The sequence below is a fragment of the Janthinobacterium silvisoli genome (genome assembly GCF_014200725.1).
In the GTDB taxonomy this organism is placed as follows: domain Bacteria; phylum Pseudomonadota; class Gammaproteobacteria; order Burkholderiales; family Burkholderiaceae_D; genus Janthinobacterium.
On sequence record NZ_JACHCL010000005.1, the window covers coordinates 233,771 to 251,878 of the forward strand.

Genomic DNA, 18,108 nt, shown 5'->3' on the forward strand with positions numbered 1-18,108 from the left:
CGCGAAAGTCTAACCGCCAATGAACCACGCCTCTCCTTGTGCTTCCCGTTTTTCTCCTGCCCGTCGCCAGCGGGGCAATACCCTGGTCGGCATCATCATCGGCCTGGTCGTCGGCCTGGGTATCGCCGTGGTGGTCGCCCTGATGATCACCAAGGGCGCTTCGCCCTTCACCGACAAGTCGGGCGGCAAGGCCGGTAAATCGGCCGAGCCGACAGCTGGTCAGATCGCCGACCCGAACAAGCCGATGTACGGCAACAAGGAAGCAGCCAAGGAGGCGGCGCGCGATTTCTCGAAAGAGCCACGCGAACTGTCCACGCCCGGTACGCAGACCGCCACGCCAGCCGTTGTGACGCCGGCAGCGCCGGTACCCAAGGCGCCGCCGGCCGATCCGCTGCAGGAACTGATCGGCACACTGAAAGACAAGCCGGCGCCGAAAACGCCGGCCGCCGCCCCGGCGCAGCAGGCCAAGGCCGATGTGAAGACCGAGTCCAAGGCAGCCGATGCAGCCAGCGACAAATGGATTTATTATCTGCAGGCTGGCGCCTTCCAGAACATGGCAGACGCCGAAAGCACGCGCGGCAAACTGGCCTTGCTGGGCTTTGAAGCGGCCATCAGCGACCGCAGCACCGATAACGGCGTGCTGCACCGCGTACGCATCGGGCCCTTCAACCAGGTCGATGCAATGAACCGCGCGCGCACCAAGCTCTCTGAAAACGGCGTCGATGTCGCCGTCGTCCGTAACCAAAAATAAGGAATCAGCATGCGTTTTCTGAATAAAGTCTTGCTCGCCGCCGCCCTGTGCAGCGCCGCTCTGGGTGCCCATGCCTCGCCGGCCGATCCAAAAAACGGCGTCGAGTATGAAACCCTGGCCACGCCACAGCCAACGGATGCGGGCAAGAAGGTCGAAGTCACGGAGTTTTTCGCCTACTACTGCCCACATTGCAATGCGCTCGAACCGCAACTGTCGGCATGGGTCAAGAAACAGGGCGACAATATCGTCTTCAAGCGCGTGCACGTGTCGCGCGATGAAAGCGTCGCGCCGCAACAGCGTTTGTTCTTCACCCTGCAAGCCATGGGCCTGGTCGACAAGCTGCATGCCAAGGTTTTCCAGGCCATGCACGTGGAGCGCAACCGCCTGAACACCGATGAAGCCGTGTTCGACTTCATCACCAAGCAGGGTGTCGACCGCCAGAAATTCATCGACACGTACCGCTCGATGGGTATCTCGGGCCGCATCCGCCATGCCGACTCCATGATGCAGGCCTATAACGTCACCTTCTGGCCGATGATCGCCATCGATGGCCGCTACATCACCTCGCCGTCGCAAGCCGACCAGGGCAGCAAGACGGCAAAGAATGAAGAGCAGTTGAACACCCAGGCCTTGACCGTGATGGACATCCTGGTGGCGAAAGCCAAAGCGGAAAAGAAATAAGCATGCACACCACCCTGGCGCGCCGTGCGTAATAACGTATTTAGCGTATTCATCACCGGCGCGTCGAGCGGACTGGGCGCCGCCCTGGCGCTGCAGTACGCGCGCCAGGGCGCCCGGCTGGGCTTGCTGGCCCGCCGTGGCGAAAGCCTGGCCCATCTGATTTCCACCCTGCCCCAGCCTGAACTGCACCGCGCCTACGCCGTCGATGTCTGCGACCACCCAGCCCTGAAGCTGGCGGCCGAAGATTTTTTACAAGCGGCTGGCCGCATCGATGTCGTCATCGCCAGCGCCGGCGTATCCTACGGCACCCTGAGCGAACACGCGGAAGACCTGGACGCGTTTGCCAAACTGATGGCCATTAACGTCACGGCCACTGTCGCCACCTTCGCACCGTTTATCGCGGCCATGAAAGCCCAGGGCAGCGGCCGCCTGGTCGGCATCGCCAGCGTGGCTGGCATTCGTGGATTGCCCGGCGCCGAAGCGTACAGCGCCTCGAAGGCGGCCGTGATCAGCTACTGCGAATCGCTGCGCCTGGAATTGAAACCGGCCGGCGTCAAGGTGGTCACCATCACGCCCGGCTATATTGATACGCCGATGACGCGCCATAACGCCTACCGCATGCCCTTTCTGATGCCGGCTGAAAAATTCGCCGCCCGCGCCGCGCGCGCCATCGCCGACGGCGACAGCTACCGCGTGATCCCGTGGCAAATGGGTCTCGTCGCCAAGCTGCTGCGCGCGCTGCCCAATACCCTCTATGACCTGGCCTTCGCCAATGCGCCGCACAAAGCGCGCAAGCCGCCAGGCGCAAGCAAGTAATACCTGACACCATGACCAAGCATACTGACCTGACCAGCGCAGCCATTCGCGCGCATTGTGCCACGGGCGCCTCCCACGTGGCCATCGAAATAGTCGATGAAACCGGCTCCACCAATGCCGACCTGCTGGCCCGTTGCGCAAGCCTGCCTGGCCCTACCCTGCGCATCGCCGGCCAGCAAACGGCTGGCCGTGGCCGCGCAGGCCGCCCATGGCTGTCGCAGCCCGACGCCACCCTGATGTTTTCGCTGGCCTGGCGCTTCAAGGGACCGCTGCACCAGCTGGTTGGCTTGCCGCTGGCCGTCGGCGTGGCACTGGCCGAAACCATGTGTGCACTGGGCGTACCGGTGCAATTGAAATGGCCGAATGATCTGATGAAGGATGGCAGCAAGCTGGCCGGCATCCTGGTCGAATCGCAGCAGACGCCCGATGGCGTGTGGGCGGTGATCGGCTGCGGCATCAACCTATTGATGCCCGACGCGCTGGAACAGCAGATCGGGCGCAGCGTATCGGCCGTGCCGTGGCTGGCGCAGATGGAGCGCAACACCCTGGTGGCAGCCCTGCTCAGCCGCCTGGCGGGCGTGCTGGCCGAATTCGACGACACCGGCTTCGCGCCATTTACGGAACGCTGGAACGCCCTGCACGCGTGGCAGGGGCAGCATGTGAAAATACTCGATAATGGCCAGCTGCTGCAGCAAGGCATCGCCAGCGGGGTCGACCATCTGGGCCGCTTGCTGCTGCGTACCGACGCGGGTTTAACCGAGATCATGTCCGGCGATATCTCGCTGCGCCTGGGCCAGGAGTAAGCCATGCTGCTATTGATCGACGCCGGCAATACGCGCATCAAATGGGCCCTGGTCTCAGCCGACAGTGCGGCCGGCGCCTGGCTGGCCAGCGGCGCCGTGGAGCACGCGCAGCTCGACGCATTACAATCGGCCTGGGCCAACCTGGACATCTCGGAAGTGCTGCTGTCGAATGTGGCGGGAGCGGCCATAGCCGCGCGCCTGCAAGCCATGCTGCCCGTTGCAGCGCAACTATTTGCTTCGCTGCCGCAGCTGGCCGGCGTCGTCAACGCCTACCGCGACCCGTCACAGCTGGGCTGCGACCGTTTTGCCGCCGCCATCGGCGCCTACGCGCTGGCACCCGGCCAGGCCGTCATCGTCGCCAATTGCGGCACCGCCACCACCATCGACGCCATCACGGCTGATGGTGTATTTTTGGGCGGGATGATCTTGCCCGGCCTGGACTTGATGGCCAGTTCGCTGGCCCGCAACACGGCGCAACTGCCGCAGATCGGTGACGGGAACAAGGCGCCGCACGGCTTTGCCAACAATACCGATGATGCTATCCTCAGCGGCTGCCTGGCCGCGCAGGCGGGCGCCATCGAGCGGGCCGTGCGCATGCATGGCGCTACCGCCTGTTTGCTGTCGGGCGGCGCGGCGCCGCGCATCGCTTCAGCCCTTTCCACTGTCTTCCAGCTGGTGGACAATATCGTCATGATCGGTTTGCAAACGGCCGCGCAGGCGGGCTTGCAGGCAGACTATCAAGGAGAGCAGGCATGCTGAAATTCGTCTTCTGGCTGCTGGCCGCCATCAACCTGCTGGTGCTGGCCATCGGCCAGGGCTACCTGGGCAGCTTTCGCAGCGAGACGCGCGAACCGGCGCGCCTGCAATCCCAGCTCCAGCCCGGCAAGATCAAGCTGCTGAGCGAAGCACAGGCGCAGGCGATCGTCACGCCGCCTGCCGCCACGCCAGAAACACCTGCTACACCGGCCGCACCGCAAAGCTATGCCTGCACTGAAGTGGGCAACTTCGTGCTGGCCGATGGCCGCCGTTTTGAAGCGCAACTGGACGCGCTGGCACTGGGCGACCGCCAGTCGCGCCGCAATGTCGCAGGCCAGGAAATTTCCAGCTATATGGTGTACATCCCGTCGCAAGGCAGCAAGGAAGGCGCCGACCGCAAGGCCGGCGAATTGAAGCAGTTGGGAGTCACGAATTACTTCGTCATGGGCGAAGGCAGCCCCATACGCTGGGGGATTTCGCTAGGCGTATTCAAATCGGAAGACAGCGCGCAAAGCCAGCTGGCGGCGCTCAACAAGCGGGGCGTGCACAGCGCCCGCGTCGGTCCCCGCTACAGTTCCAGCAAGCTGCTGTCCTACCAGTTCCGCGACCTCGATGCGGCCACGCATGCGCGCCTGGTAGAGATCAAGGCGAAGTTCCCGGAGCAGGAACTGCGCAGCTGCAAATAATCAGCGTTGAATGACAATCGGCTTGACACCCGCCGATTCCGGCAAGCTGGCCGCCGCCCGTGCCGCATCGGCGCGGCTGGCGAACGGTCCGCCGTATAAACGGAACAGCGGGCCGGCCGGCACCACTTCCAGCTTGCCCAGGCTGGACGCATACGGCGCCAGCAGCGAGCGGCCCGTTTCCGCATTGTCGGCGCGCGAATACGCCCCCAGCTGCAGATAAAAACCGCTGGCCAAGGCGGCCGGTGCGGGCGCAGCGACGGTAGCGTCGACCGCCTGCGCAGTCACTTCCGGCTGCACCACGGCGCTCGTCTCGGGTGGCGTATCGATGGAAATGGCCACCACCGACGGCGTTAAAGGCGCTGGCTTGGGCGCCGCGCGCGACGCCAGGATCGCGTCGATATCGGCCGGCAGCAAACGTTCGACGATCACTTCGTGGCTACCCTTGCCCAGGAAGCCCAGTTTCAGCGCCGCCGTGTACGACACGTCGATCACGCGCGTGGCGTGGAACGGGCCACGGTCGTTGATACGCACGATCACCTGCTCGCCGCTCTCGGTACTGGTCACGCGCGCATACGACGGGATCGGCAGGGTCGGATGGGCCGCCGTCATCTTGTACATATCGTAGATCTCGCCCGACGAGGTGCGCTGGCCATGGAATTTCTTGCCATACCAGGTGCCGATGCCGCGCTGTGTGAACGGCTGGTTATCGGTCATCGGCGTATAGGTTTTGCCGAAGACCACATACGGACGGTTGGCGCGCGTGGAATAAGGTTCATTGCGCACTTCGGCATCGGGCACGTCGCGCAGGTTGGGCGGCGGATTGTCGCCAGGACCATCATCCTTGTAATAGCCGCCACGGCCAGAGCCTGCCGCCGGCAGCGCTGGCAAGGTGGGGTCCTGGCGCACGGGTACCTTGACCTTGCCGCCACCAGGCGGCAGCGGCACATTGGACGACTTTTGCGGCGTCGTGCCGCAGGCGGTCAATACCAGCACGGACAGCACCGCGGCAGCGTTTCGGATATTACTTCGGTTCATAGGCATGTCCTTATTGTTTTTCCGGCCCGCCGGCCATCAGGTCTGCACCAGCTTGCGGTGGCGCTGTATGCTCATCAGGATGCCTGCGGCCACGCCCAGGGTCAGCAGCGCGGTGCCGCCGTAGCTGAGGAAAGGCAGCGGCACGCCGACCACCGGTACGATGCCGCTGACCATGCCCATGTTCACAAAAGCGTAGGTGAAGAAAATCATGGTCAGGGCGCCGGCCAGCAAACGCGTGAAAAAGCTCGGCGCGTTGGCGGCGATCATCATGCAACGTCCTATCAGCAGCAGATACATCAGCATGAGGATCAGGTTGCCGATCAGGCCAAATTCTTCCGAATACACGGCGAAAATGAAGTCGGTCGTGCGTTCCGGGACGAATTCCAGGTGGGCCTGCGTACCGTGCGTCCAACCCTTGCCCGTCATGCCGCCCGAGCCAATCGCGATGATGGACTGGATAATATGGAAGCCTTTACCCAGCGGGTCCTTGGTCGGATCGATCAGCATCATCACGCGGTCGCGCTGGTAGTCGTGCAGGTGCGACCAGACGATAGGCAGGCTGCAGACTGCGGCCAGCAGCAAACCGGCCATGACTTTCCACGACAGGCCGGCCAGGAAGATCACGGCAAAACCCGCCGCCACCACCAGCAGCGCCGTGCCCAGGTCAGGCTGGCGCGCAATCAGGTAGACCGGCACCAGCAGCAGTACGGCTGCCGCCACAAAGGACTTCCAGCGCAGCGCACCGGCACTGTGCTGGAAAAACCAGGCCAGCATCAGCGGCGAAGCAATCTTCAGGAATTCGGATGGCTGGATATCGATCACGCCGATATGCAGCCAGCGCCGCGCACCGAGCTTGATGGTGCCGAACAGGGCCACGGCGACCAGCAGCAGCACCGATATCGTATAGGCAGGCACGGCGATGCGCATCAGCATTTGCGGCGTGACATTGGCCGCCAGCCACATCACGAAAAAGCATAGCAGGATGTTGCGCAGGTGGTCTTCGATCTTGCCGGGGATGCCGATACTGGCAGAGTAGAGGGTCACGAGACTGGTCGCCAGCAGCATCAGGATGATCAGCATGAGCGGCAGGTCGAACACCATCAGATAGGGCTTGGCGCGCCGCCACAGCGAGCGCCTTTCGTTAATGGACATGTATTTCCTTATTGCCTTGGGGTCTGGCGCGCCGCCATAGCGCGCGCCTCTCGTAATGAGAAACGCTTCATTGTTGCCTGGCAGGCGGCGGGGCGGCCTGCTCGTCATTGATTTCTTCCAGCGTGCGCACTTCATCGACGTCTTCCTTCGGCACCTTGGTTTTGTCTTTTTCCTTGTCGCTCGGACGCTTGCCCAGCAGGTAGTAATCGAGCGCCTTGCGCGCAATCGGGGCCGCCACGCCGGCGCCGAAACCGGCGTTTTCCACCACGATGGCAATCGCGATGCGCGGCTTGTCGGCCGGTGCGAAAGCCGTGAACAAGGCGTTGTCGCGCAGGCGTTCAGCCAGCAGCTTGGCGTTGTACTTTTCGTTTTTCTTGATGCCGACCACCTGCGCGGTACCCGTCTTGCCACCCACCGTGTACGGCACGCCGGCGAAGATGCGCGCTGCCGTGCCGCCCGCTTCGCTGGTCACGCCGACCATGGCCTTCTTGATGATGTCGATATTTTCCTGCTTGAGCGCAATGCGGTAGCTTTCCTTCGGCACCGTCAGGGTGCGCGCATGCGTGCCGCCATCTTCGATGATTTTCACCAGATGGGGTTTCATGACCACGCCATTGTTGGCCAGGTTGGCAACCGCGTGGGCGATCTGTAGCGGCGTGTACGAGTTATAGCCCGAGCCGTTACTGACCGAAATCGTGTCGCCGCCCTGCCATTTTTTCTGCGCCGCCGTCTTGAAGCGGTTGCGTTTCCACTCCGTCGATGGCAACACGCCGGTCTTTTCATTACTCAGGTCGATACCGGTCAACTGGCCGAAACCAAACGGTTTCATGAAGTCGTGGATGGCGTCGATGCCCATGTCGCGGCCCAGCTGGTAATAATAGGTATTGCACGAAACGACGATGGATTTATGCATGTCGACGATACCGTGGCCGCCCACTTTATCGTCGCGGAACATATGCCCGCCCAGCATGAAGTAACCAGGGTCGACGATCGACTGGCTCGGCGTGCGCTTGCCCAGTTCCAGCGCGGCCAGCGCCATGAAGGGCTTGAAGGTCGAGCCAGGCGCGTAGGTACCGGAAATCGGCCGGTTCACCATCGGCCGGTCCAGCGAGGTATTCAATTCATTCCAGCTTTGCTGGTCGATGCCGTCGACAAACAGGTTAGGGTCGTAGCCGGGCTTGGAAACGTAGGCCAGGATATCGCCGGTTTCCGGGTCGATCGCCACGGCCGCACCGCGCCATTCGCCAAACGCTTCTTCCAGTACCTTTTGCAGTTCGATATCGACCGACAGGATCAGATTGCTGCCGGGGATGGCCGCCGTGCGCGACAGGGTACGCATGGCGCGCCCACCGGCCGACACTTCCACCTCTTCATAACCGGTGGTGCCGTGCAGCTGCTTTTCGTAGCTTTTTTCCAGCCCCTCTTTACCGATATGGTCGGTGCCATTGTAGTTGGCGGCGTCGTCGCCCTCTTCCAGCGCCTTCGATTCATTGCGGTTGATGCGGCCGATAAAACCGACCACGTGCGAGGCGATCTCGCCCATCGGATACTGGCGGAACAAACGCGCCTGCACTTCGACGCCAGGAAAGCGGAAGCGCTGGGCCGTGAAACGGGCCACTTCCTCATCGGTCAGGCGCGTGCGCAGCGGCACGCTGACGAAGTTCTTCGATTCTTCCAGCAGTTTCTTGAAGCGGCGGCGGTCCTTGATGTCCACCTGGATCAGGGTCGACAACTCGTCGATCACCGAGTCGAGGCTGGCGCTGAGTTTCGACGGCGTGATTTCCAGCGTATAGGCCGAATAATTACGCGCCAGGACCACGCCATTGCGGTCCAGGATCAGGCCACGCGTGGGCACGATGGGCACCACCGAGATGCGGTTATCCTCGGCCTTGGTCGCATAGTCTTCGTGCTTGATCACCTGCAGCCAGATAAAGCGCGCCAGCAGCAGCGAAAAGCAGATGAAGACGAGCGCGCCCAGCGCGGTCAGGCGCATGCGGAAAAAATGCAGTTCGCGCTCGGTGTTCTTGATTTCAGTCATGGCGAGGTGAGCGCTTAAATCGGCCGGTTATGGTCGCGGTCCACGGCACGGCGCTGCGGCGCCAGCAAGACCCAGGTAATCACAGGCCACAGGAGCACGGCCACCAGGCTCTCGATGAAATTGAGCCAGCCGGGGAAACGCCCGGAAACGATCAAGCGCGTCACCATTTGCAGCAGCTGCGTCAGCAGCAGCAACGGCAGCACGTGCAAGGCTTGCGTCATGACGGGGAACCACAGCACGCGGCGGTGCATCATGATGGCGAAGTAGGACAGCAGGGTGTAGGCCAGCGCATTCTCGCCCATCAGGGTCGAATCATGCACGTCCATCATCAAGCCCATGAAGAACGCCACGCCGATACCGACCTTGCGCGGCTGGTGGATGCCCCAGAAGACCAGCACCAGCGCAACAAAATCGGGCACGCCGACAGTCTGCCCCCAGGGCAGCAGGTTCAGCAAAAATGCGCACAGCAGGGAAAAGCCGATAAACACGGGGCTGACCGGCAGCAGGATGTAATGCGGGCGGTTCATGGTGTCGTTTCTTTCGGTGCAGCGGTAGCGGGCGCAGGTGCTGGCGTTGGAGCCTGAGGTTTCTGTGCCGCTGGTTTCTGTGATGCGGGCGGTGTCGTGGCCGGCGTAGCGGCCGGTGGCGCCGCAGCCGTTGCGGGTGCAGCAGCATTGTCCTTGATCGGCGCCATCTTGCCGGCGATCTTGCGGCCCGTCTTGATGTCTTCCGCCGGTGGGCGCGGTGCAATCTGCGGCGACGTCATCAGGATCAGCAACTGGGTATTGCGTTCGATGCCTGCCAGCGGCTGGCACACGACGCGGCCAAACGGGCCATGCGCATTGCGCTCGACCAAAGTCACGCGCGCCACGGCCAGGCCGGCCGGATACAGGCCGTCGAGGCCAGAGGTAATCACGATGTCGCCGATCTGGATGTCGGCGCTGGGCGCCGTGAAGCGCAATTCCATGGTGCCGGACTTGCCGCGGCCATAGGCCACGCTGCGCACGCCATTACGCAACAGCTGCACCGGTATCGCCTGCTCTTCATCGGTCAGCAAGGTCACTTCCGACGTAAACGGGAACACACGCGTAACCTGCCCCACCACGCCCAGGTTGTCGATCACCGGGCGCCCCAGTTCGACGCCATTCTGCGTGCCGCGATCGAGCACGATCTTGCGGGTGGCGGCGTCGCGCGTGTCGTACAGCACTTCGGCCAGCATGGTCTTGACTGGCACGCGCTCGCGCGCATCCATCAATTTACGCAAATGGTTGTTCTCGACCAGATTCAACTGCGCCTGCTGCAACAGCTGCGCCGAAGTGATCTGCTCCTGTTTCAGGTCGCGTACCTGTTTTTCCAGCACGGACAGCGAAGAAAAATAATTACCCACGCCCTGGGCCACGTCGCGCGGCATCAGGGCCAGCATTTGTACCGGATACAGCGCGGTACCGACCGCCTGGCGCACGGCGGTCAAGGCGTGCATGCGGGAATCGACCAGCAGCAGGGCGATCGAAATGCCGGCGAACACCATCATCTTGACGCGGGCAGAGGCGCCTTGTTTGAAAAGTGGCGGAGGACTGTATTCCATGACATCCAATAATCAGGCGCAGTGCGCCAACGTGCGGACCCCGGTCAAACGCCGGAGCCAAAACCAAAAAAAGGCCGGAAACATATCCGGCCCTTCTGTCAGATTATTCGTAGGAGAAGATCGAGCCGAGCTTGTCCATACGCTCCAGCGCCATCCCGGAACCGCGCACCACGCAGGTGAGCGGGTCCTCGGCCACCAGCACCGGCAGGCCGGTTTCTTCCATCAGCAAACGGTCCAGGTCGCGCAGCAAGGCGCCACCACCGGTCAGCATCATGCCTTTTTCGGCGATGTCGGCGCCCAGTTCCGGCGGCGTCTGTTCCAGCGCGTTCTTCACGGCCGAGACGATGTTGTTCAGCGGGTCGGTCAGCGCTTCGAGGATCTCGTTGCTGGAAATGGTGAACGAGCGCGGAATACCTTCGGACAGGTTGCGGCCCTTGACTTCCATTTCCTTCACTTCCGAACCAGGGAAAGCCGAACCGATGGCCTTCTTGATCGCTTCGGCCGTTTGTTCGCCGATCAGCATGCCGTAATTGCGGCGGATGTAATTGACGATCGCTTCGTCGAACTTGTCGCCGCCCACGCGCACCGAACCTTTGTAGACCATGCCGCCCAGCGAGATGATGCCCACTTCGGTGGTACCGCCGCCGATGTCGACCACCATCGAACCGGTCGCTTCCGACACCGGCAAGCCGGCGCCGATCGCCGCAGCCATCGGCTCTTCGATCAGGTACACCTGCGATGCACCGGCGCCCAGTGCCGATTCGCGGATCGCGCGGCGTTCAACCTGGGTCGAACCGCACGGTACGCAAATGATGATGCGTGGCGATGGACGGAAGAATTTCGAGTCGTGCACCATGCGGATGAATTGCTTGAGCATTTGCTCGGTCACGGTGAAGTCGGCGATCACGCCGTCTTTCATCGGGCGGATGGCTTCGATATTACCCGGCACCTTGCCCAGCATCTGCTTGGCTTCCTTGCCGACTGCCTGAATGGTCTTTTTGCCATTCGGACCGCCTTCTTGACGGATTGCAACAACGGACGGCTCGTCCAGGACGATGCCCAGGCCGCGTACATAGATCAGTGTGTTGGCCGTGCCCAAGTCAATGGCCAGATCGGTGGAGATATACCTGCGTAAAAAACCAAACATGAGTGTCCTGTAGCGCATCGAGCTGCGCAAAAGCTGTTTATAGGGAGTTTCAAAGCGGGCGCTTTCCGGCCCCTTAAAAATCCGATAAGGCGATTTTTCCGGGTTTCACTTGGCGCTTGCGCAATCTTTTCTATGCTGCGGCAGCAGTCCATCAGCGCCGACAACGCATTAACCCGCCATTCTACCTTATAATTTGAATGCGATTTGCTCAAAAACCATGGAAAAGTGCGACGCTTGCCGCCGCGAGTTACGCGGCATTCCAGAGTTTTTGTGAGCAAAAGAGCAGTAAATACCCGCGTTTTATCAAAGCGCCAACTTAATATTATCTGCGCGGCACTCCGCGCCATTCGACATGTCCCTGACACTATCCGACGTAAAACGCATCGCCCATCTGGCACAACTTGACATGGCCGACGAGCAGGCGACGGCGTCGCTCGAACAATTGAACAAAATTTTTGCCTTGGCAGAACAAATGCAAGCCGTCAATACGGATGGCGTCGCCCCCCTGAGCCATCCGCTGGCCGCCCACATGGACAAGATCGCCCTGCGCCTGCGCGAAGACGTGGCCACCGAACCGAACCGCCGCGACGACTATCAGACCGTGGCGCCGAAAGTGCAAGACGGCCTGTATCTGGTACCGAAAGTCATCGAGTAATCGATACGCCGCACCTCGATACCCACCTTCGCCGAATAGACTAAATAGAAACGCCATGCATACAAAATCCATCAAACAGCTGTCCACGCTTTTGCAGAACAAGGAAATTTCCGCCGTTGCGCTGGCGACGCATTTCCTCGACCGCATCGAAGCGGACAGCTCGAACGCCTTTTTGCACGTCGACCGTGCGCTGACCCTGGCCCAGGCCGCTGAGGCCGATGCGCGCATCGCCAACGGCACGGCCACACCGCTGACGGGCGTGCCGATCGCCCACAAGGATTTGTTTGTCACCAAAGGCTGGCGCACCACGGCTGGCTCAAAGATGCTGGGCAATTACGTCAGCCCGTTTGACGCCACCGTGGTGGAAAAATTCCAGGCAGCCGGCATGGTCAGCCTGGGCAAGGTCAATTGCGATGAATTCGCCATGGGTTCGGGCAATGAAAACTCGGCCTTCGGCGCAGTGCAAAATCCGTGGGACAAAAACGCCGTGCCTGGCGGCTCGTCCGGTGGTTCGGCTGCTGCCGTGGCCGCCGGCCTGACGCCAGCAGCGACCGGTACCGATACGGGCGGCTCGATCCGCCAGCCGGCTGCCTTCTGCGGCATCACCGGCATCAAACCGACCTATGGCCGCGTCTCGCGCTTCGGCATGATCGCGTTTGCCTCATCGCTGGACCAAGGCGGCCCGATGGCCCGCTCGGCCGAAGACTGCGCCCTGCTGCTGACCGCCATGGCCGGCTTCGACGAGCGCGACTCGACCAGTCTGACGCCGGAGCAAGGCGGCATAGCGGAAGATTTCTCACGCGACCTCGATCAACCATTGACGGGACTGCGCATCGGCGTGCCGCGCGAGTACTTCGGCGAGGGTTTGTCCAAGGATGTGGAAGCGGCCGTGCGCGGCGCGCTGGCGCAATATGAAAAGCTGGGCGCCACCCTGGTCGACATTTCGCTGCCCAACACGGCGCTGTCGATCCCTGCCTACTACATGATCGCCCCAGCCGAAGCATCGTCCAACCTGTCGCGCTACGACGGCGTGCGCTACGGCCACCGCGCCAGCGAGTACAAGGACTTGCAGGACATGTACAAGAAGACCCGCGCCGAAGGTTTTGGCGCCGAAGTCAAACGCCGCATCCTGATCGGCACCTATGTGCTGTGCCACGGCTACTACGACGCCTACTACCTGAAGGCGCAAAAAATCCGCCGCTTGATCGCGCAAGACTTTGAGGCTGTACTGAATGGCCCGAACGCCGTCTGCGACGTCATCATGGGACCGGTCGCACCGACCGTGGCCTGGGACCTGGGCGACAAGACGGACGACCCGGTCGCCAACTACCTGGCCGACATCTACACCCTGTCGACCAGCCTGGCCGGCTTGCCTGGTATGTCGATTCCTTGCGGTTTCGGCAGCGGCGAGAAAAATAGCGCCCGCCCGGTGGGCCTACAAATCATCGGCAATTATTTTGCCGAAGCCAAGCTGCTCAACGTCGCCCACCAGTTCCAGCAAGTGACGGACTGGCACACGCGCAGCCCTGCCAGCGTTTAACACAAAGAACAGATTCGCGCCGCCCAGGCGGCGCCACCAAACTAAGCGAGAACACTATGCAATGGGAAGTCGTCATCGGTCTTGAGAACCACGTGCAGCTCACGACCGACTCCAAAATTTTTAGCGGTTCGCCGATCAAGTTCGGCGCCGACGCCAACACCCAGGCCAGCCCGGTCGACCTGGCGCTGCCAGGCGTGCTGCCGGTAATGAACAAGCAAGCCGTCGACCGCGCAATCCGCTTCGGCCTGGCCGTGGGCGCCACAGTCGCGCCGCAATCGGTCTTCGCGCGTAAAAACTATTTTTACCCTGACCTGCCGAAAGGCTACCAGATCAGCCAGTTCGAAGATCCGGTCGTCATCGGCGGTGCGCTGACCTTCGGCTACGAAAAAGATGGCGAATTCGTCACCAAGACCGTCAACCTGACGCGCGCCCACCTGGAAGAAGACGCTGGCAAATCGCTGCATGAAGACTATGCGGGCATGAGCGGCATCGACTTGAACCGCGCCGGCACGCCGCTGCTGGAAATCGTCTCGGAACCGGAAATCCGCAGCGCCGCCGAAGCCGTGGCCTACGCCAAGGCCTTGCACTCGCTGGTCATGTGGCTCGGCGTTTGCGACGGCAATATGCAGGAAGGCTCGTTCCGCTGCGACGTCAACGTCTCCGTGCGCCCGGTCGGCCAAAAGGAATTCGGTACCCGCTGCGAAATCAAGAACCTGAACTCCTTCCGTTTTATTGAAGAAGCCGTGCACGTCGAAGTGCGCCGCCAGATCGAGCTGATCGAAGACGGCGGCAAGGTCGTGCAAGCGACCCGTTTATACGACCCGGACCGCAAGGAAACGCGCGAAATGCGCAGCAAGGAAGACGCCCAGGATTACCGCTACTTCCCCGATCCTGACCTGCCGCCGCTGACGATTTCGCAAGAGTGGATCAACACGGTCAAGGCTTCGATGCCGGAACTGCCAGCGGCCATGCGCGCGCGCTTCGTCAGCGAGTACGCGCTGCCGGAATACGACTCGCTGGTGCTGACGCAATCGAAAGCGATGGCGACCTATTTCATCGCCGTAGTGGAAAAAGCCGGCAAGGAAAACGCCAAGGCCGCCGCCAACTGGCTGATGGGCGACGTGGCGTCGACCCTGAACCGCGAAGGCGTGGACCTTGATGACGCGCCCGTCTCCGCCGCCCAGCTGGCCGCGCTGTTGAAACGCATTGCCGACGGCACGATTTCCAACAAGGCCGCGAAAGAAGTCTTCGCCGGCATGTGGGAAGCCAAGTCGAGCGACGAAAACCTGGTCGACACCATCATCGATGCCAAGGGCCTGAAGCAGATTTCCGACTCGGGCGCCTTGGCAGCCATCGTCGACGAAGTGCTGGCAGCGAACGCCAAATCGGTCGAGCAGTACCGCGCCGGCAAGGAAGCAGCCATCAACGCGCTGATCGGCCAGGCCATGAAAGCCTCGAAAGGCAAGGCCAACCCGGCCCAGCTGACGGAACTATTGAAAGCCAAGCTGGCAGGGTAATTCCTACCTCCTCTCCCCAAAAAAGACGCTATGGCGTCTTTTTTTTCGTCTGCAATCTAAACAAGCTTGTCTAGAATTTTTATGCTTCAATAAAAGGAACTTTCGGCAAATTTGAAATTAAAGTATACATTTCTGTCTACAACGATTAATCTAGCCATATTGAAATTCCAGCAAGATGAAAACAACATGGCCAAGACTTCCGACATTCCAAAACCGACAGCAGCCGAACTCGACCTGCTGCAAGCACTGTGGCCCCTGGGCGCGGCGACGGCCAAGCAGGTGCATGAGGCGATGGCGCTGGCCAAGCCGGCCATCACGTACGGCACGGTGCTACGTCTGATGCAGATCATGCATGGCAAGGGTTTGCTGATACGCGATGAGAGCCAGCGCTCGCATGTGTATGCGCCGGCCCAGGCGCAGGACAGCCTGCAGACCAATCTGCTCAAGGATCTGATGCAGAAGGCCTTTTCCGGTTCGGCCAAGGCGCTGGTGCTGGCGGCGCTGCGTACGGGCGTGTCGCGTGCCGAGCGCGAGGAAATTGAAAAAATGCTCAAGGATGAACAATCATGAGCACCCTCGTGCAAGCGCTGGGCTGGACCCTGCTGCACTTCCTGTGGCAAGGCTTGCTGATCGGCTGCGCCACTGCGCTGGCTTTGGCGGCCCTGCGTAACGCCCGCCCTGAATCGCGCTATGCAGTCGGTTGCGGCGCCCTGCTGGCCTGCCTGTGTTGGCCAGCGGTAGGGCTGTATCTGCGCCTGGCCAGCGGCGACGCCGCCAGCCCTGCGTTTGCCGGTCCCTTGCTGTCCACAACACTATTGGCGCCCGAAGGCTGGCCCGGCCTGCACACCGCCCTGAGCGTCATCGTCGGCGTGTGGGCACTGTGCGCCGCCGCACTGGCCTTGCGCATGGCGCTGGGCATGCTGTGGATAGAACGCAGCGCCAGCCGCACCGGCGTCACGCACGCCGCGTGGCAAACACGCTTGTCGCAGATGGCACAAGCAGCTGGCGTGCCGCAAACCGTGCGCTTGCGCGTACTCGATGGTATCGCCAGCCCTGTCACGGCCGGCGTCTGGCGCCCGGTGGTGCTGGTGCCCGCCTCGCTGATCACCGGCATGCCGCCCGACCTGCTCGCTGCGCTGCTGGCGCACGAACTGGCGCATATCCGCCGCCATGATTATCTGTTCAACCTGCTGCAAAACGCCATCGAGGCGCTGCTCTTCTTCCACCCTGCCGTCTGGTGGATTTCACGCGGCGTGCGCATCGAACGCGAACATATTGCAGATGATTTCGCAGCAAGACAACTAGGCGAACCGCGGCGTCTGGCTCTTGCACTTTCGGAACTGGAACGTCTCCAGTTCTCACACCACCACCTGGCCCAGGCGGCCAACGGAGGAGATCTTATGTCACGTATCAAACGATTACTGCGCCCCGCACCACAAGCATTGAACTGGAAGGCAGCCATGCCGCTGCTGGCCCTGGCCGGCGCCTGCCTCGGCATCTACGGCCAGGCCATCGCCGCAGCCAGCGCGCCAGTCATCCAGAGCAAGGCCATCGTCGACTTTGGCAGCTGCGCCAAACCCGTCTATCCAGCCGCATCGATACAAGCCAGGGAAACGGGCACCGTCCGGTTGTCCTTCGATGTCGCTACCACTGGCAAAGTCCAGGGCTCGAGCGTGGTCAAGAGCAGCGGCCACCCTGCCCTCGATGAGGCAGCGCGCAGCGGCATCGCCAAGTGCATCTTCAAGCCGGCACTGGCCGACGGCAAGCCGGTTGATTCCAGCGTGCAAGTGCAATACGTCTGGACACTGGATTAATGCAACGGCGGCGGCATCGCAGCGCATCACGGCAACGATGCTGCCGCCCGCTTGCAGGTATGATCATGGATTCTTCCACGCCCTGAACATGCCATGAAAAAGATCAAAATCGGCCTGGTTGGCTACGGCTTTGCCGGCGCCACCTTCCACGCCCCCGTCCTGTCCACCGTCGCTGCCCTCGAACTGACGGCTGTCGCGTCCAGCAAACCCGAACTGGTGCACAAGGATTGGCCACAGACCACCGTGTACGCCGATGCGGCGCAGCTGTTTGCCGATCCCGAAATTGAACTGGTGGTGATCGCCGCGCCCAATGAAGTCCATTTCAGCCTGGCTCAGGCAGCCCTGCAGGCAGGCAAGCACGTGGTGGTAGACAAGCCTTTCACGATTAGCAGCGCCCAGGCGCAAACCCTGATCGATCTGGCGACAGAACGCAAACTGGTGCTCAGCGTGTACCACAATCGTCGCTGGGATGGCGATTTCCTCACCCTGAAAGCGTTGCTGGCGCAAGGCACCTTGGGCCGCATTGCCAGCTTTGAATCGCATTTTGACCGTTTCCGCCCCGAGATCCGCCAGCGCTGGCGCGAGTCGGCAGCACCGGGTGGCGGCTTGCTGTACGACCTGGGGCCGCACATGCTGGACCAGGCCATGCAGCTGTTCGGCACGCCGGAAAAAATCTATGCCGATATCGATCTGCAGCGCGATGGAGCGCAAGCCGTCGACTACATGCATATCGTGTTGTACTACGACCGGCTGCGCGTGGTGCTGCAGGCAGGCTGCCTGGTAAAAACGCCCACGGCGCGCTTCGCCGTGCATGGCGACCAGGGCAGCTTCGTGAAGTTTGGCCTCGATCCGCAGGAAGACGCCTTGAAGGCGGGCGGCAAACCGGGCCAGCCTGGCTGGGGACTGGACCCCGTGCGTGGCGCGCTGCATCTGGGCACGCAGCCCGATGGCCAGTTCGACCATCTGCAAATGCAGGCGGGCCGCTACCAGGATTTTTACCAGGGCATGGCCGACGCCATCAGCCATGGCGCGCCGCCACCTGTCGCGCCGGAAGATGGACTGGCGACGATACGCCTGATCGAACTGGCTTTGCAAAGCTCACAGGAAGGCCGCGTGGTCAGCCTAAAGTAAA

At 61.8% G+C, this 18,108-nt stretch carries 18 protein-coding genes; 12 read left to right on the forward strand and 6 right to left on the reverse strand.

Annotation, left to right across the window (positions count from 1 at the left end):
* The first annotated feature begins 19 nt into the window (after nt 1-19).
* From HDE75_RS21445 to HDE75_RS21470, 6 genes are read left to right on the forward strand one after another with little or no spacing between them, the layout of a single operon-like run.
* On the forward strand, nt 20-751 hold the full coding sequence (locus HDE75_RS21445) for an SPOR domain-containing protein (protein ID WP_183680285.1): 732 nt from the start codon (nt 20-22) through the stop codon (nt 749-751).
* A gap of 9 nt (nt 752-760) precedes the next feature.
* Nucleotides 761-1,432: a thiol:disulfide interchange protein DsbA/DsbL gene (locus tag HDE75_RS21450; protein ID WP_183680287.1), complete on the forward strand. Its 672-nt coding sequence runs from the start codon at nt 761-763 to the stop codon at nt 1,430-1,432.
* A 24-nt stretch (nt 1,433-1,456) separates the two neighbouring features.
* Nucleotides 1,457-2,248 (forward strand): SDR family oxidoreductase, encoded by a 792-nt coding sequence (locus HDE75_RS21455; RefSeq protein WP_183680289.1) that lies wholly within the window; start codon nt 1,457-1,459, stop codon nt 2,246-2,248.
* An 11-nt stretch (nt 2,249-2,259) separates the two neighbouring features.
* Entirely contained in the window at nt 2,260-3,051 is a 792-nt protein-coding gene (locus HDE75_RS21460; protein ID WP_183680291.1) for a biotin--[acetyl-CoA-carboxylase] ligase, read from the forward strand.
* Nucleotides 3,052-3,054: 3 nt separating this feature from the next.
* Nucleotides 3,055-3,810 carry a type III pantothenate kinase gene (locus HDE75_RS21465; RefSeq protein WP_183680293.1) on the forward strand — a complete coding sequence of 252 codons (756 nt, stop codon included), beginning with the start codon at nt 3,055-3,057 and terminating at the stop codon, nt 3,808-3,810.
* A complete protein-coding gene (locus HDE75_RS21470; protein ID WP_183680294.1) occupies nt 3,804-4,493 on the forward strand; it encodes an SPOR domain-containing protein in 690 nt (229 codons plus the stop codon). The genes HDE75_RS21465 and HDE75_RS21470 overlap by 7 nt, the downstream gene beginning before the upstream one ends.
* On the opposite strand, the gene HDE75_RS21475 is transcribed toward HDE75_RS21470, so the two are convergent.
* The 6 genes from HDE75_RS21475 to HDE75_RS21500 all read right to left on the reverse strand — a co-directional run bounded on the left by HDE75_RS21475 (nt 4,494) and on the right by HDE75_RS21500 (nt 11,450).
* Nucleotides 4,494-5,534 (reverse strand): septal ring lytic transglycosylase RlpA family protein, encoded by a 1,041-nt coding sequence (locus HDE75_RS21475; protein ID WP_183680296.1) that lies wholly within the window; start codon nt 5,532-5,534, stop codon nt 4,494-4,496. It abuts the gene before it with no gap.
* A gap of 30 nt (nt 5,535-5,564) precedes the next feature.
* A complete protein-coding gene (gene rodA / locus HDE75_RS21480) occupies nt 5,565-6,680 on the reverse strand; it encodes a rod shape-determining protein RodA (RefSeq protein WP_183680298.1) in 1,116 nt (371 codons plus the stop codon).
* Between the two features lie 67 nt (nt 6,681-6,747).
* Nucleotides 6,748-8,718, reverse strand: coding sequence for a penicillin-binding protein 2 (mrdA, locus tag HDE75_RS21485; RefSeq protein WP_183680300.1), 1,971 nt, complete (start codon nt 8,716-8,718; stop codon nt 6,748-6,750).
* A gap of 14 nt (nt 8,719-8,732) precedes the next feature.
* Complete coding sequence (gene mreD / locus HDE75_RS21490; protein WP_183680302.1) at nt 8,733-9,245, reverse strand: rod shape-determining protein MreD; 513 nt, start codon at nt 9,243-9,245, stop codon at nt 8,733-8,735.
* Nucleotides 9,242-10,303 carry a rod shape-determining protein MreC gene (gene mreC, locus HDE75_RS21495; protein ID WP_183680304.1) on the reverse strand — a complete coding sequence of 354 codons (1,062 nt, stop codon included), beginning with the start codon at nt 10,301-10,303 and terminating at the stop codon, nt 9,242-9,244. Before mreC ends, mreD begins: the two co-directional genes overlap by 4 nt.
* A 103-nt stretch (nt 10,304-10,406) precedes the next feature.
* On the reverse strand, nt 10,407-11,450 hold the full coding sequence (locus tag HDE75_RS21500) for a rod shape-determining protein (RefSeq protein ID WP_010393186.1): 1,044 nt from the start codon (nt 11,448-11,450) through the stop codon (nt 10,407-10,409).
* A gap of 352 nt (nt 11,451-11,802) precedes the next feature.
* On the opposite strand from HDE75_RS21500, the gene gatC reads away from it, so the two are divergent.
* From gatC to HDE75_RS21530, 6 genes are all read left to right on the forward strand, one after another.
* Entirely contained in the window at nt 11,803-12,105 is a 303-nt protein-coding gene (gene gatC, locus HDE75_RS21505; protein WP_183680306.1) for an Asp-tRNA(Asn)/Glu-tRNA(Gln) amidotransferase subunit GatC, read from the forward strand.
* A 55-nt stretch (nt 12,106-12,160) separates the two neighbouring features.
* On the forward strand, nt 12,161-13,645 hold the full coding sequence (gene gatA, locus HDE75_RS21510) for an Asp-tRNA(Asn)/Glu-tRNA(Gln) amidotransferase subunit GatA (RefSeq protein ID WP_183680308.1): 1,485 nt from the start codon (nt 12,161-12,163) through the stop codon (nt 13,643-13,645).
* Complete coding sequence (gene gatB, locus HDE75_RS21515) at nt 13,615-15,162, forward strand: Asp-tRNA(Asn)/Glu-tRNA(Gln) amidotransferase subunit GatB (RefSeq protein ID WP_260174250.1); 1,548 nt, start codon at nt 13,615-13,617, stop codon at nt 15,160-15,162. Before gatA ends, gatB begins: the two co-directional genes overlap by 31 nt.
* Before the next feature lie 186 nt (nt 15,163-15,348).
* Nucleotides 15,349-15,732: a BlaI/MecI/CopY family transcriptional regulator gene (locus tag HDE75_RS21520; protein ID WP_183680312.1), complete on the forward strand. Its 384-nt coding sequence runs from the start codon at nt 15,349-15,351 to the stop codon at nt 15,730-15,732.
* Entirely contained in the window at nt 15,729-16,976 is a 1,248-nt protein-coding gene (locus tag HDE75_RS21525) for a M56 family metallopeptidase (protein WP_183680314.1), read from the forward strand. Before HDE75_RS21520 ends, HDE75_RS21525 begins: the two co-directional genes overlap by 4 nt.
* Before the next feature lie 93 nt (nt 16,977-17,069).
* Nucleotides 17,070-18,107: an oxidoreductase gene (locus HDE75_RS21530; protein ID WP_183680316.1), complete on the forward strand. Its 1,038-nt coding sequence runs from the start codon at nt 17,070-17,072 to the stop codon at nt 18,105-18,107.
* Nucleotide 18,108: the final 1 nt, after the last annotated feature.